Origin of the sequence: Ralstonia chuxiongensis (assembly GCF_024158925.1) — a bacterium.
Lineage (GTDB): Bacteria > Pseudomonadota > Gammaproteobacteria > Burkholderiales > Burkholderiaceae > Ralstonia > Ralstonia chuxiongensis.
Genome location: NZ_JAMYWC010000001.1, coordinates 484,297 through 498,308, shown reverse-complemented (window position 1 = coordinate 498,308; position 14,012 = coordinate 484,297). Strand labels below are relative to the sequence as shown.

Genomic DNA, 14,012 nt, shown 5'->3' with positions numbered 1-14,012 from the left:
CTCTGATCTGCCTGACATCCAAGGCCATCTCATGACGATGACGACCATCCCCATCCACCCGGCAGTCGATACCGCCGCCAACACAGTGCGCACCACCTGCCCGTACTGCGGCGTGGGCTGCGGCGTGCTGGCGACCCCGCAGGCGGATGGCAGCGTCGGCATTGCCGGGGACCCGGCGCATCCGTCCAACGCTGGGCGCCTGTGCGTGAAAGGCTCGGCGCTGGGCGAGACCGTCAGCCTGGACGGCCGGCTGCTATATCCGGCCATGCGCGAGCGCTCGCATGACGCGGACGCTGCGCAGCTCACCAAGCCGGCGCCATTGCAACGCGTCTCGTGGGAGACCGCGCTCGATGCCGTCGCGCAAGGTTTTCGCCGCATCGCTGAAGAGCACGGCCCGGATTCCGTGGCGCTCTACGTCTCAGGCCAGTTGCTGACCGAGGATTACTACGTCGCCAACAAGCTGATGAAGGGCTTTATCGGCACGGCAAACATTGATACCAACTCGCGGCTGTGCATGTCGTCGGCCGTGGCCGGGCACAAGCGTGCGTTTGGCGAAGACCTCGTGCCCGTCTGCTATGACGATCTGGAAACGGCGGACCTCGTCGTGCTGGTGGGGTCCAACACAGCGTGGTGCCACCCGATCCTGTTCCAGCGCATCGTGCGTGCCAAGGAAGCGCGGCCGGAGATGAAGGTGGTGGTGGTTGACCCGCGCCACACGGCCACGTGCGAGCTGGCCGATCTGCATCTGCCCATCAAGCCCGGCACCGATGTGTGGCTGTTCAATGGCCTGCTGTCGTTCCTCTCGCGGCGCGGTGTGGTGGACCGGAACTTCGTCACGCTGCACACCAACGGCCCGGATGCCGCCCTGGAAGCCGCAGGCACCGAGAGCCACGACGTCGAAGCCATCGCCAAGGCCTGCAAGCTCAAGCTCGACGATCTGCTGACGTTCTACAACTGGTTTGCCGAGACTGAACGCACCATTACAGCGTTTTCGATGGGCGTCAACCAATCGACAGCGGGCACGGACAAGGTCAACAGCATCATCAACTGCCACCTGCTCACGGGCCGAATCGGCCGCGCGGGTATGGGGCCGTTTTCGATTACCGGCCAGCCGAATGCGATGGGCGGACGCGAAGTGGGCGGTCTGGCCAACATGCTCGCCGCACACATGGAACTGAACGAGCCTTCGCATCGCGACCTCGTGCAGACGTTTTGGGGCGCACCGCGCATGGCCGACAAGGTGGGCCTCAAGGCGGTGGACCTCTTCAACGCCATTGAAGACGGGCGGATCAAGGCCGTGTGGATCATGGGCACCAACCCCGTGGTCAGCCTGCCCGATGCGGACCAGGCGCGCCGTGCGCTGGCCAAGTGCGAGCTCGTCGTTGCTTCGGACATCGTTGAAGCCACCGACACCACCGTTCTGGCCGACATCCTGCTGCCCGCACTGGGCTGGGGCGAGAAAGACGGCACGGTGACGAACTCCGAGCGCCGCATCTCACGCCAGCGCGCCTTTCTGCCGGCTCCCGGCGAGGCGCGTGCCGACTGGGACATCATCGCCGACGTTGCCCGCCGCATGGGTTACGACGGCTTCGACTTCAAGAGCCCGGGTGATGTGTTTGATGAACACGCACGCTTGTCCGCCTACGCCAACGATGCAAGCGGCACGCGTCGTGCCTTCCATCTGGGCGGCCTGACGGGGCTTGATGCCGATGCATACAACGACATGTCGCCGGTGCAATGGCCCATCGCAACGTCAGGCAACAGCGAAGCGCGTCTCTTCAGCGATGGCCGTTTCGCCCACCCCGATGGCCGCGCGCGTTTCGTGCCGACGCCTGCCCGTGCGCCCGCGCATGCGGCAGATGGCGAATATCCGCTCATCCTCAACACCGGCCGAGTACGCGACCAATGGCACACCATGACGCGCACTGGCCGCGCGCCCAAGCTGGCGGACCACGTGCCCGAACCGTTCGTCGATCTGCACCCGCACGATGCGCTCCTGGCCGGCGTGCGCGAGGGCGGCCTGGCGCGCGTGTCGTCACTCTGGGGCAGTGTGGTGGCACGCGTGCGCATGACGGGCGGCATCGCGCGCGGCAGCGTGTTCGTGCCGATCCACTGGAACGGCCAGTTTGCTTCCGATGCGCGCGTGGGCGCGGTCGTCAATCCGGTGGTCGACCCGGTCTCGGGCGAGCCGGAGTTCAAGCACACGCCGGTGATGGTTGAGCCTTTCGATGTGGCGTGGCACGGCTTTGTTCTCTCGCGTCGCGCGCTCGACACCGACGATGCAACCTGGTGGACGCGCATTCAAGGCAAGCAATTCGTGCGCTATGAGCTGGCCGGCCGCCAGCATCTTGGCTCTGTACACGATTGGGCGCGCGCGCTGCTTGGCGTGACCGACCCACATGCCGATTGGCTCGAATATGAAGACACCACCGCGCGTGTTTACCGCGCCGTGCACGTGGTGGATGACCGCATCGAAGCCTGCGTGTTTCTGTCACCCCGTCCGGACCTGCCGTCGCGCAACTGGCTCGCGGGCCTGTTCGCGCAAGAGCGCCTGGAAGACGTCGATCGCGCGGGCGTGCTGCTCGGCCAGCCGATCGAAGCGGGCGTCGATGTGGGGCCAACCGTGTGCTCGTGCTTTGGCGTAGGCCGCAATACGATCTGCGATGCCATCCGCACCAAGGGCCTGCAAACCACCGGCGAGATCACGGCTTGCCTGAAGGCGGGCGGCAATTGCGGGTCGTGCGTGCCGGAACTCAAACGGCTGCTGGTGGAGGCGCGCGTGCAGCAGGCCGCATGACCTTTGCATCACGGTACGCGCCAGACCGCTTTTATGCCCGGGTAATATTGACATCTAATTAAACCCGGGTAGAATGCGTTCCTGTTGAAACTTCAGCAGGAGCGCTTCTCATGGATGCCGCAGCAATCCACGCGTGCACGGCCTTTGCCGGCACACAACGCCTGGCCGGCGGGCCCGTCCGCGATGTCGCACGGGCCGTCAAGATACACCTCGATGCGCATCCCGAATCGCAGGTGCTGGTGTTCGACAACACCAGCGCGCAGCCCGTGGAGTTCGACTTGCGCGGCACGGTTGAAGAGGTGCTGGCGCGCATCGATCAACCCGCCCCATCTGCCGCTGAACCCGCCGAATCCGAAAGCCGCCCGCGTGGCCCCGGCCGTCCCAAGCTGGGCGTGATTGCCCGCGAGGTGACCTTGCTGCCGCGCCACTGGGACTGGCTGGCCGCGCAGCCGGGCGGGGCGTCGGTTACGCTGCGCAAGCTGGTCGAAGATGCGCGCCGCGCCGCCGAAGGCGCAGACCGCCGCCGTGTTGCGCAAGAGGCGGCGTATCGCTTCATGTCCGCCATGGCCGGCAACGCCGCGGGCTTTGAAGATGCCACGCGCGCCTTGTTTGCCGCGGATGCCATGGCGTTCGAATCCCTTACCCAATCCTGGCCCGCCGACGTGCGCGACTTTGCGCGCGAACTGGCGAGCCGGGCATTCCATCCTCAACAGGAGGCTGCATGACCGCGCCTGCTGCTCGCCCGTTGTGGCGAACATTCATTGCATTCCTCGGCCCGCTGATCCTGGCCAACATCTTGCAATCGTTGTCGGGCACGCTCAACAACGTCTATGTCGGACACTTGCTGGGCGTGAAGGCGCTCGCTGCGGTGTCGGCATTCTTCCCGATCCTGTTCTTCTTCATCGCCTTCATCATCGGGCTGGGCTCCGGGGCGGCGGTGTTGATCGGGCAGGCTTGGGGCGCCAAGAAGCCCGAGGCGGTCAAGACCGTTGCGGGTACCACGCTGTCGGTGGGCTTCATCGTCGGGCTGGCGGTGGCGCTGCTGGGCGGGCCGTTTGCAAACGCGCTGCTGGGGTGGCTCGGCACGCCGGCCGACATCCTGCAGGACGCCACGCTTTACGCCAGCGTCATGCTCTATGCCATGCCGGGCCTGTTTGTCTACCTGCTTGCCACGGCGATGATGCGCGGCGTGGGCGACACGCGCACGCCGCTGCGTACGCTCGCGCTGTCGACGTCGATCGGGCTGGTGCTGACGCCCACCTTCATCCGCGGCTGGTTTGGCTTGCCGCAACTGGGTGTGGCAAGCGGCGCCGTGGCCACCATCATCTCGTTCACCGTGGCGCTGGTGTGGCTCGCCTTCTTCCTGCGCCGGCGCAATCATCCTCTTGCGCCTGATGCCGTGTTGGCGCGCCATTTGTGGGTCGATTTCGGGGTGCTCAAAACCGTGCTGAAGATCGGCGTGCCGACGGGCGTGCAGCTTGTGGTGATCTCGATTGCCGAGCTGGCGCTGCTGTCATTCGTCAACGGCTTCGGCTCCGACGCAACGGCCGCTTACGGTGCAGGCACGCAGATCATCAGCTACGTGCAGTTTCCCGCCATGTCGATTGCGATTACGGCGTCCATCCTCGGCGCGCAAGCCATCGGCTCGGGCAATACGGAGCGGCTTGATGCCATTACGCGCACCGGGCTGTGGCTCAACTTGGCCATTACCGGCGTGCTGGTGGTGATGGCCTTGCTGTTCTCGCGCGCTGTCATCGGCTGGTTCACCACGAACACGGAGGTGATGAGCCTTGCCCAGAACCTGCTGCATATCTCGCTGTGGAGCTCGGTCATCTTTGGCATGGCGAGCGTCTTCTCGGGCGTGATGCGTTCTAGCGGCACGGTGATGGCGCCCACGGCGATTTCCATCCTCGCCATCGCGGCGGTGGAAGTGCCGGTGGCCTGGGTGCTGAGCCGGCATATCGGCACCGACGGCATCTGGGCTGCATACCCGGCCGCCTTCCTTGCCATGTTCGTGATGCAGGGGCTGTATTACGCGCTCGTGTGGCGCCGCCGCGCGCAGCGGTTCGGCATCCGCCGTATGGTTTGACGACACTGCTGCCGGCTGCCGCGGGTGCGGCCGGCGGTGGAGCGCGTGTGGGTTACGCCACGTTCTCGCGCAAGGCCTTCTTGTTGATCTTGCCGACGCTCGTCTTCGGTATCTCTGCGACGAAGGCGATCCGGTCCAGTTCCGGCACGGCGTACTTGCTGATGCGTTTGGCTTCAGCGTGTGCCAGCAGGCAATCGCGGATGGCCTCAGCCTTCAGGCGCGCACCGGGCTTGCCGACGACAAACGCCATCGGCCGTTCGCCCCACTTCGCGTCGCGCACACCGATCACTGCGCTTTCCTGCACGCCCGGCACCTGGGCAATCAGGCTTTCCACTTCAATGGACGACACCCACTCGCCGCCGGTCTTGATCACGTCCTTGATGCGGTCGACGATCTGCACAAATCCATCGGGCGTTATGACGGCGATGTCTTGCGTGTGCAGGTAGCCGCCGGCCCACAGCTCTTCTGATGCTGCCGGCTTGTTGAAGTAACCCTGCGTGAGGTACGGCGTACGCAGCACGATCTCGCCTTGATGCTTGCCGTCGTGGGGCACATCGCGCAGATGCTCGTCGACGATGCGCAATTCGGCCAGCGGCACCGGGCGCCCCGTCGCGCAGCGCATGCGGATCTCTTCCTGCTGGTCTGCGGGCTTACGGCCCGGCGGCAGTTGCGCCAGCGCAACCACGGGGCCGGTTTCCGACATGCCATAGCCGGCAAACACATCAATGCCCCGCGCGAGCGCCGCCTCGCAGAGCGCCGGCGACAACGCCGAGCCGCCGATGAGAACCTTCCACCCCGACAGATCGTGCATGCCGCCTTCCGCCGCCTGCAGCAGCATCTGCAGCAGCGTCGGCACGCAATGCGAGAAAGTCACCCGTTCCGTATCGTGCAGCTTGAGGAGAAGATCGGCCGCGTAGCGCCCCGGCAGAACGATCTTCAGGCCCAGCATGACGGCGATGTACGGCATGCCCCACGCCAGGACGTGGAACATCGGCGTGATCGGCATGTACACGTCTTCGCGGTGCAGGCGCTGGCCATCGCGCGGTGCGCACAGCGTCGTGGCGGTCGCCATGGTGTGCAGCACGATATCGCGGTGGCTGTAGCTCACGCCCTTGGGGTCACCGGTCGTGCCGGTCGTGTAGAAGGTTGCGGCCCGCGTGCGTTCGTCGAAATCGGCAAATGCAAAATCGGATGATGCATGGGCGAGCAGCGCCTCGTACTCGCCCGCCACCGGCAGCGTGGTGTGCGGCATGGGCGCGTTGTCGGCCAGCACCACAACGTGGCGCACGCTCGTCAGTTCGTTCCAGATCTCTTCCAGCAGAGGCACGAAGTCGGCGTGTACCAGCACGACTTCGGCCCGCGCATCGTTGAGCGTGTAGAGAATCTGCTGAGCAGAGAGCCGCACGTTCACGGTGAACAGCGTTGCGCCCATCATCGGCACGCCGAAGTAGCACTCGAGGTAGCGGTGGCTGTCCCAGTCCATGACGGCCACGGTCGAGCCGTGGTGGACCTCCAGCGTGCTTAGTGCCGATGCGAGCCTACCGATGCGTTCACGAAACGTGCGATAGCTGTGGCGCAGCGCACCACGATAGGTGATTTCCTGTTCGCTGTAGAGACATTGCGCATTGGTCAGCAAGTGCTTGACGAGCAGCGGATACGTGTAAGCCGAAGGTGTCGGGGTGATGAGGTTCGGATGCATGTTGAATGGTCTCGTTCAGTGTGCAGGTTCGTATCGCGCTTGGCGAATCAGCTGGCGTCTTCGAGCTGGATGACGACGTGGCCGTCGGTCTCCTGAACGGGGTAGGTTTTCAGGCACAAGCCGCCGGAGCCGGGCGTGCAGCCGGTGGCGAGATCGAAGCGCAAGCCATGCGCCGGGCACTGCAATACGTTGCCGACAAGACGGCCCGAGGCCAGCGATGCACCGTTGTGCGGGCAACTGTTGTCGATGGCATGAAGCCGGCCTTCAACGTTGAACAGGACGATGCTGCGGCCGTTGACGAAGACGAGCTTGCGCTCTCCGGCGCCCAGCTCGCCGGACAAGGCCACGGTGACATTGCACGCCATGTTATTCACTGCGCTTCCTCTTGCGATTGCAGTGGCGATAGCGACAGTGCGTTCTGCATGGCGCGCACCAGCGTGCTTGCCGGATGCGCACCGGAAATCGCCACGTCCGAGTTGAAGATGAAATGCGGCACCCCGGAAACAGTCACGCCGCGGCCCACTGGCTTGCAGACGCTGGGTGGGCACGCGCCGAGCGCCATTGCCTGGGCGATGTCGTGCTCGAACTCCAGGCGCTGCAGCACGTCTTCGTTGCCGATGTCGGCGCCTTCCAAAAAATAGGCACTGAAGATGCGCTCGATGAGCTGAGCGGGCTGTCCGCCCGCGTCGACCCGGCGATATTTCCGAACCACACCGTGCGCGCGCTCGGTATTGGGCAGGACATTGATGCGTGTGAAGTCGAAGTCGATGCCGGCCGCTTGCCCGGCGCGCTGCACCTGAGCACGCCGCATCGACACAGCAGTGGGGCTGCCGAGGCGGCTGAGATAGAACGCCTGATAGGGCAACCCGTCAGCCGGGGTGTCCGGCAGCAGCGGATACGGGCGCCATCGCACCTTCGGCTTCACCTCCGGATGCAGCGTCGCGAACGTGCGCAGCGCGCTGGCCAGATGGCGCGTACCGATCCAGCACCACGGACAGATGAAGTCGAAGAAGACATCGACGGTGAGCTTGGTGCGTGGGCGGATTGCGTCGCGCGGACTTGCCTGCATGGGCCGGTCAATCGAGTTCATGGATCAGGGCTTCCGCCATGGGCCACGGGCCGAAGCCGGCGGCAGGGTTCAAATGACCGACGTCTCCCAGATCGATCAGGCGGCTGCCCCAGTCGGCGGCCATGCCGGCCACGCGTTCGAACGATGCCAATGGATCGTTCCGACTGGCGGCGACGATGCTTGGAAACGGCAGCGGACGCCGGGGGCAGGGCAGCCAGCCATTTTTTTGCAGCACGTCCTGCGTGGGGTAGCCCGACGGCAACTGCGTGTCGAGATCGGCCGGGGTGGCCAGCAGGGCGCCGTGGATTTTGCGCGCGTGCCGCTTGGCCCAATGCACGGTGATCATCACGCCTGCGCTATGCGCCACCAGGATCACCGGGCCGTCGATGGCGCTGACGGCTTTGTCCAACGCTGCCACCCGTGCCGCGCAGCTCAGCCGGTCGACTTCCAGCGGCGGGACTGACGCAGCCTTGTGGCCCGCAGCCCGGAGTCTGGCTTCGAGCAACGTCTGCCAGTGTTCGGCCACGTGGTCGCGCAGGCCGGGCACCATGAGGATGGTGGGAGAAGTGTTGGACAACGTCATGATGAAGCGCCATGAAGAAAAAACGAGGAGGTCACCCTCCTCGAATGCCGACCGGGGAGACGGCGGAGTCCGCCTCCCGTGGTGTGGGCCGCTCAGAACTTGTGGCGAATACCGACGGCCGCGCCGAGCATGCTGGTCTTGCCGGCACCCAGGCCGTAGCCGGTGGCGTTGAGGTCCACCGTGGCCTGGTCGAGCGCCAGGCCCGCGTTGCGCGCATAGGCCGTGGTCAGGTACAGATCGGTGCGCTTGGAAAGGGTGTAGTCGGCAATGAACGCTACCTGCCACGGGTTGGCCTGCGTGGACGGCGCGCTGTTGATGGTCTTGATCTTCTGGTACGAGTATTCGAGCGAGAGCATCACGGCGTTTGTCGCCTGATAGTTCACGCCGGCCCAGAAGTAGTCGTCGCGCAGCGCCACGCTGCCGTTGGCGTTCTTGTTCTGGCCCCAGCGGTAGCCGCCCATGACCTTGAACACGTCGCCAACGAGGTAGCTGCCCGCCAGCGCCGCCTTGCGCACGGTGCCGGAGCTGAACGCGCCACCGCCCAGCGGGGCGCTGGGGTTGTACTGGTCATATGCGAGCGTGGCACCCAGCGGGCCAGCCGAGTACGCCACCCCGGCGCCATAGCCGCTGTCGCGCCGGGCTTGGCCGGGCACCTCGCCGTTGCCGCCGCCGGCGGGGTTGGCGCTCGGGGCGCCGGTGCCGAACGACCAATGCGCCTGCGCAGTCACCGGGCCGAAGTTGCCCGTGTACATGGCGGTGTTGTCGGACCGGAAATTCACGCCGGTCTGCACGGCGGCCGGTTCGTACTGCGTGGAATACGCCATCGGCTCGAAGTTGGCCAGCAACTGGAAGAGCGTCGTGTACTGGCGGCCGAAAGTGAATTGCCCGATCGTGCTGCTCTTGAGCCCAACGTAGGCCTGGCGCCCGAACAGCCGGCCGCCTTGCTGCGATTGGCCCGTGTCGCTTGCAAATCCGCTTTCGAGCACGAACAGCGCGCTCAGGCCGCCGCCAAGGTCTTCCACGCCACGCAAGCCCCAGCGCGAGCCTGACAGGCCGCCGCTTTGCATCGACACGCGGTTGCCCGAGCTGCCCGGTGTGGCGCCCGCCAGGTTGGTCGCATATTCGATGTTGGTATCCACCACGCCGTACAGCGTCACGCCGGATTGCGCGCAGGCCGCGCCGGCGCAGGCCAGCAGTGCAGCGGGGGCGATGTGCTTCGTCTTCATGTTGCAGGGTCTCCTCTTGGTGTTATCGCCGACGGGTCCGATGTGTCCCGACGATCGTTAGAACGGCTTGCCGCCGATGATGCCGGCGCGTTCCATCTTGCGATGGCACGGCGCGTAATCCATGACCGCGTAGTGCTGCGTGGCGGTGTTGTCCCAGATGGCCACGCTGTTCGGCTTCCAGCGCCAGCGCACCTGGTATTCAGGAATGTAGGCCTGGCTGATCAGGTAGCGCAGCAGCTCCGATGCACCTGTCGTGGCGTCCTGCCCGTAGCGCACGCGCCCAGGGGTGTGGTAGTTCGTGAAGTGGGTCGTGAAGCCGTTGACGTACAGGACTTTCTCGTCCGTTTCGGGGTGTGTGCGCACCACGGGGTGTTCCGGATCGGGGTATTGCGCCTTGAGGGCGAGACGCTTTTCGATGGGCATGGCGGCACCAAAGCTGGCCTCGATGCTGTGGCGGGCGCGCAGGTTTGCAATGTCGCGCTTGACGTCTTCCGGCAGCTTCTCGTACGCCAGCGCCATGTTCGCCCACATGGTGTCGCCGCCCACGGGCGGGCATTCCACGCAGCGCAGCACGGCGCCAAACTGCGGTGCCTCGCGCCACGTGGTGTCGGCGTGCCAACAGTTTTCGTAGCGATCGTTCGGGTGGTCGGGCGTCTTGTAGATGCGCACGAGGCCCGGGTGCTCCGGGTCGCTACCGGCCACGGGGTGGTCTTCCAGATCGCCAAAGCGGCGTGCAAACGCGACATGCTGCGCGCGGCTTAACTCTTGATCGCGCAGGAAGATCACGCGGTGCTTGAGCAGCGCGGTGCGGATTTCGCCGAACAGGCCTTCGTCTTCGATCGCGTCAGCCAGTTGCACGCCGGTCAGCTCGGCACCCAGGGCGTTGGTCAGTTGTTCGATACGCATGGCGGCCCCTCAGATGACGAAGACGGACGAACCCGTCGTCTTGCGCGATTCCAGATCGCGGTGTGCCTGCACGGCGTCTTCCAATGCATAGCGTTGGTGGATCTCGATCTTGATGCGACCGGCGGCCACGTGATCGAACAGCTCGCCGGCAAGCTCGGCTTTCTCGGCCGGATCGGCGATGTAATCGGCCAGGGCCGGGCGCGTGAGGTAAAGCGATCCCTTCATCGCCAGCAGTTGCGGGTTGAACGGTGGGATCGGGCCAGATGCCGTGCCCACGCACACCATCAGGCCGCGTCGCTTGAGCGAATCGAGCGAGGCATCGAAGGTGGCCTTGCCCACGCTGTCGAACACCACGTTCACGCCCACGCCGTCGGTCAGTTCGCGCACGCGTTTTGCAACGTCTTCGTGCGCGTAGTTGATGACGTGGTCGCAGCCGTGCGCGCGGGCGATGTCCGCCTTGGCTTCGCTCGATACCGTGCCGATCACGGTCAGCCCAAGCAACTTGGCCCACTGCGAGACGATGAGCCCCACGCCGCCGGCGGCCGCATGCAGAAGGATCGTGTTGCCCTTCGCAAACGGGTAGATGCGGCGCAGCAGGTAGGCCGACGTCAGGCCGCGCATGGTCATGGCGGCGGCGGTTTCGCAGGCAATGGCAGCGGGCAGCTTGATGAGCGGTGCGGCCGGGATGAGCCGTTCGGTGCTGTACGCACCCAGCGTGTTGATGAAGCCGGTGTAGGTCACGCGATCGCCCACGGCGACATTGCTCACGCCATCGCCCACGGCTTCAACGATGCCTGCTGCTTCCACGCCCATGCCGGCGGGGCGGGGTACGGGGTAGAGGCCCGAGCGGAAGTAGGTGTCGGCAAAGTTCAGGCCAACGGCTTCGTGGCGCAGACGGACCTGCCCCGGGCCGGGTTGGCCCACTTCGACGGTCTCGCAGCGCAAGACCTCGGGGCCGCCGGTTTCATGAAAGCGGACTGCGGTTGCCATGGATGTCTCCTGGATTCTTTTTCAGATGTTTGGGGTGCGCGCCGCCCGCGCGGCTCGCTTGGCGAGACGCGGTCAAGGCGGGAGAGGGGTGCGATGCCTTGTGGCGGCGCGCGGTTAGCGGAGTCAGGCCGTCATGCGGAAGCAACGGCGGCTGGTGCAGCGGTGGGCGCTGCGTCGATCGACACGTTGGCCACGCGCTTGAGTTCAGCTTCGTAGCTGCGTGCGGCCAGCAAGAAGCAGCCTGCCGCAACCACGCCGAAGATCGGCATCACTGCCAGGGCGGTCTGCAGGCCCCACGCGTCGGACACGGCGCCGCCCACAAACGGCCCGATGGCCAGGCCGAACAGGTTCTGGAACAGCGAGAGCACCGCAGCTCCGGTTGAGCGCACGCCGGGGTGCACCACGTCGAACACCACGCTGGAAGCCGGGGCCACCGTGCACGTCATCAAGAAGCCGCCGAAGGCGATCAGGAGGAACTGCTGGTTGGCCGGCATGGCGGTACCAAAGGCCGTCATGAACACGAGCAACGTGACCACCGCCAGCACAGCCACGGCAATCAGCCGGTTGCGCTGGCGGCGCGCTGCAACCACATCGGCCACCACACCCCACACGAAGGCGCCCAGCGCACCGCACAGCACCACCAGTGCGGCTTGCATGGCAGCGCGGTCCGGCGGTGTCCCGTGATAGCGATTCAGGTAGCTCGGCAGCCACGCCCAGATGGTCGACACGACGATCAACTGGAAGGCTGCGCCCAGGCACGTCCACCATAGCGTGCGCGAACTGGTGAGCGCGCCCGCAACGCGTTGCAGAAGCGTGCCTGCGGGTTGCCGCACTTGCGTGCCGCCAGCGGCCATCGCCACCGTTTTGTAGTCCGGCACGAACACATAGAGCAGCGCCAGCACCAGCCCCGGTACGCCCACCACGCCAAATGCCGCCTGCCAGCCCCAGCGCGCTGCAATCACGCCACCGAGCAACACGCCCAATACCGAACCGACAGATGCCGCGGCAAAGAAGGCGCCCATCAACGTGGCGCGCAGGCGCTTGGGGAACAGGCTGGCAATCAGTGCCGCACCCACCGAGCCGTAGCCGGTCTCACCCACGCCCACGATGGCGCGCGCGGTGAAGAGCTGTCCGTAATTGCGCGTGAACATGCAGGAGATCGTTGCCAGGCTCCATACGGTGGCCATCACGACGATGCTCTTGACGCGGCTGTAGCGGTCGGCCAACAGCGCCACCGGCAAGCCACCCACCGCCACCACGATCGAGATGACCGAGACGAGCGCGCCAAGTTGCTTGTCGGACAGCGCCCAGGCTGTCTTCAGATGCGGGAAAAGCGACACGATGACTTGCCGGTCGATGTAATCGAACAGCATCAGTGCAAAGGTCATTGCAAACGCAAACCACGCCTGGGGTCGGCCGACGAGGTAGCCGTCGTGGTGGTCTGCGCGCGGGTCGGCGGCATGCAGATTCATGGTTGTCTCCGAGTGGCGGCGCTTGCGTTGAGCGCCGCCTGTGTTGGCCCGGTGATACTGCGGCTTCTAGTTTAGGCCGCGCGCAGCGGCAGGTTTTTCACGTTCGGGGCACGGTTGGGGGACATGCCGTTCTTCGCCAGCGTTTCTTCCACGCTGTCATATTGCACGCCGATGCGGTAGATGGCGCGGGCCTCCTTGCCGCTGGCAACCTCACGGCCCAGTTCATGCGCCACGCGCACGCACTGCTCGATCTGCTGCACGGATGTCATGCGGTTGCCGTGCTGGTCGATGATCGTGTCTTCAATGCCGCAGCGCGGGTGCAGGCCCATTGCCATGGCCATCATGTTGAAGGGCAGCACGTTCTTGAGCAGCGACTCGGCCGTCAGCGTGCAACCATCCGGCGCGCGGTGGATGAAGTTGAAGAAGTTGAACGGGTTGGGGCCGTCGAAGCCGCCGCCAATGCCGATCCACGTCAGGTTGAGCGGGCCCTTGTAGACGCCCTTGCGGACCACGCGCTCCAGCGTTTCCAGCGCGTGGATGCCGGTCAACTGGAAGTGCGGTTGCACACCGGAGGCCTGCAGACGGCGCAGGTGCTCCTCCAGCCAGGCGGGGCCGGCGGGCACGGTCATTTCTGCGTAGGCCGCAGCCAGCGCCGGATTGGCCAGCGATGTGCCCTCCAGATATGCCGGATACAGCAACTCCATGATGTTCATCTGCGTGGTGTTGACGGCCACGGTCACCTGATCGGGTGCTGGGGTCAGGTCGGCCAGCATGTGGCGCGTGTCGTCCGACAGCCACTTGGCGGCTTGCCCTTCGTCTTCCGGCGCAAAAGAAATCGAGCCGCCTACCTGGATGATCATGTCGGGCACCGCCGCACGCACGCCGGCAATCAGCTCGTTGAATTTCGAGAGCCGCTTGGAGCCCTTGCCGTCCAGTTCACGCACGTGCAGGTGCAGCACGGTCGCGCCGGCGTTGTAGCAATCGACGGCCTTCTGCACCTGTTCTTCCATCGTGACCGGAATGTCTTCGGGAAAATCTTCCGGCATCCATTCCGGGCCGTACGGCGCAACGGTAATGACGACTTTGTCCTGGTTTTCGGGGTGCAGCGAATCATCGAGGAATTGCATGTTGGGGGCTCCTGTAGGGGATGTCTCGGCTGGACTTCACTATAGGGAAGCGGT

The 14,012-nt window shown here is 65.3% G+C and carries 12 protein-coding genes; 3 read left to right on the top strand and 9 right to left on the bottom strand.

Annotated elements, in window-relative coordinates; genetic code table 11:
- The first annotated feature begins 31 nt into the window (after positions 1 to 31).
- The 3 genes from NKG59_RS02060 to NKG59_RS02050 all read left to right on the top strand — a co-directional run bounded on the left by NKG59_RS02060 (position 32) and on the right by NKG59_RS02050 (position 4,886).
- On the top strand, positions 32 to 2,797 hold the full coding sequence (locus NKG59_RS02060; RefSeq protein ID WP_253534757.1) for a nitrate reductase: 2,766 nt from the start codon (positions 32 to 34) through the stop codon (positions 2,795 to 2,797).
- Between the two features lie 110 nt (positions 2,798 to 2,907).
- Positions 2,908 to 3,522, top strand: a complete 615-nt coding sequence (locus NKG59_RS02055) for a DUF2239 family protein (RefSeq protein ID WP_253534755.1) — start codon at positions 2,908 to 2,910, stop codon at positions 3,520 to 3,522.
- On the top strand, positions 3,519 to 4,886 hold the full coding sequence (locus NKG59_RS02050; RefSeq protein WP_253534753.1) for an MATE family efflux transporter: 1,368 nt from the start codon (positions 3,519 to 3,521) through the stop codon (positions 4,884 to 4,886). The genes NKG59_RS02055 and NKG59_RS02050 overlap by 4 nt, the downstream gene beginning before the upstream one ends.
- A gap of 52 nt (positions 4,887 to 4,938) precedes the next feature.
- Here NKG59_RS02050 and NKG59_RS02045 read toward each other — a convergent pair whose 3' ends face one another.
- From NKG59_RS02045 to NKG59_RS02005, 9 genes are all read right to left on the bottom strand, one after another.
- The gene (locus tag NKG59_RS02045; protein WP_253534751.1) at positions 4,939 to 6,585 is read right to left on the bottom strand and encodes a fatty acid--CoA ligase; all 1,647 of its coding nucleotides are present in this window, start codon (positions 6,583 to 6,585) and stop codon (positions 4,939 to 4,941) included.
- A 47-nt stretch (positions 6,586 to 6,632) separates the two neighbouring features.
- Positions 6,633 to 6,950: a Rieske (2Fe-2S) protein gene (locus NKG59_RS02040; RefSeq protein WP_253534749.1), complete on the bottom strand. Its 318-nt coding sequence runs from the start codon at positions 6,948 to 6,950 to the stop codon at positions 6,633 to 6,635.
- Between the two features lie 5 nt (positions 6,951 to 6,955).
- Positions 6,956 to 7,675: a DsbA family oxidoreductase gene (locus NKG59_RS02035; RefSeq protein WP_253534746.1), complete on the bottom strand. Its 720-nt coding sequence runs from the start codon at positions 7,673 to 7,675 to the stop codon at positions 6,956 to 6,958.
- A complete protein-coding gene (locus tag NKG59_RS02030) occupies positions 7,662 to 8,237 on the bottom strand; it encodes an RBBP9/YdeN family alpha/beta hydrolase (protein ID WP_253534744.1) in 576 nt (191 codons plus the stop codon). Before NKG59_RS02030 ends, NKG59_RS02035 begins: the two co-directional genes overlap by 14 nt.
- A 92-nt stretch (positions 8,238 to 8,329) precedes the next feature.
- Positions 8,330 to 9,463 carry a porin gene (locus NKG59_RS02025; RefSeq protein WP_253534742.1) on the bottom strand — a complete coding sequence of 378 codons (1,134 nt, stop codon included), beginning with the start codon at positions 9,461 to 9,463 and terminating at the stop codon, positions 8,330 to 8,332.
- A gap of 57 nt (positions 9,464 to 9,520) precedes the next feature.
- Positions 9,521 to 10,369 (bottom strand): TauD/TfdA dioxygenase family protein, encoded by an 849-nt coding sequence (locus tag NKG59_RS02020; RefSeq protein ID WP_253534740.1) that lies wholly within the window; start codon positions 10,367 to 10,369, stop codon positions 9,521 to 9,523.
- A 9-nt stretch (positions 10,370 to 10,378) separates the two neighbouring features.
- Entirely contained in the window at positions 10,379 to 11,359 is a 981-nt protein-coding gene (locus NKG59_RS02015; RefSeq protein ID WP_253534738.1) for a quinone oxidoreductase family protein, read from the bottom strand.
- A gap of 131 nt (positions 11,360 to 11,490) precedes the next feature.
- Positions 11,491 to 12,831, bottom strand: coding sequence for an MFS transporter (locus NKG59_RS02010; protein ID WP_253534736.1), 1,341 nt, complete (start codon positions 12,829 to 12,831; stop codon positions 11,491 to 11,493).
- A 71-nt stretch (positions 12,832 to 12,902) separates the two neighbouring features.
- Complete coding sequence (locus tag NKG59_RS02005) at positions 12,903 to 13,958, bottom strand: beta-keto acid cleavage family enzyme (protein WP_045201692.1); 1,056 nt, start codon at positions 13,956 to 13,958, stop codon at positions 12,903 to 12,905.
- Positions 13,959 to 14,012: the final 54 nt, after the last annotated feature.